The sequence below is a fragment of the Streptosporangium amethystogenes genome, from assembly GCF_000721075.1.
Taxonomy (GTDB): Bacteria; Actinomycetota; Actinomycetes; order Streptosporangiales; family Streptosporangiaceae; genus Streptosporangium; species Streptosporangium amethystogenes.
In genome coordinates this window covers 1-480 of record NZ_JOEQ01000154.1, presented here as the reverse complement: position 1 = coordinate 480, position 480 = coordinate 1, and the positions used below count along the sequence as shown (strand labels likewise).

General features: G+C 71.2%; 1 protein-coding gene. It reads left to right on the top strand.

What is annotated here, in order from left to right; all coding sequences use genetic code 11:
- Nucleotides 1–480 (top strand): aldehyde dehydrogenase family protein (locus IG98_RS0144055; protein WP_030926657.1); only part of this gene is annotated, 480 nt, incomplete at both ends.

The following is a 480-nucleotide window of genomic DNA, read 5'->3' as shown; positions in this document are numbered from 1 at the left end:
TCCTACCTGGACCTGGGCGTCGCCGAGGGCGCGAAGCTCGTCGTGGACGGCCGCCGGACCCCGGTCCTGGGCGGCGCGGCGGCGGCCGAGGCCTCCGGCTTCTGGCTCGGCCCCACCGTGCTCGACCATGTCCCGCCTGGCTCGCGGGTGCACACCGAGGAGATCTTCGGCCCGGTCCTGGCGATCGTCCGGGTCTCCTCCTACGAGGAGGGCCTGGAACTGATCAACAGCGGCGAGTACGGCAACGGCACCGCGGTCTTCACCAACGACGGCGGCGCGGCCCGGCGCTTCCAGAACGAGGTCGAGGTCGGCATGATCGGCATCAACGTGCCGATCCCGGTGCCGATGGCCTTCTACAGCTTCGGCGGCTGGAAGTCCTCGCTCTTCGGCGACACCCACGTGCACGGGACCGAGGGCGTGCACTTCTACACCCGGGGCAAGGTCGTCACCTCCCGCTGGCTCGACCCGAGCCACGGCGGC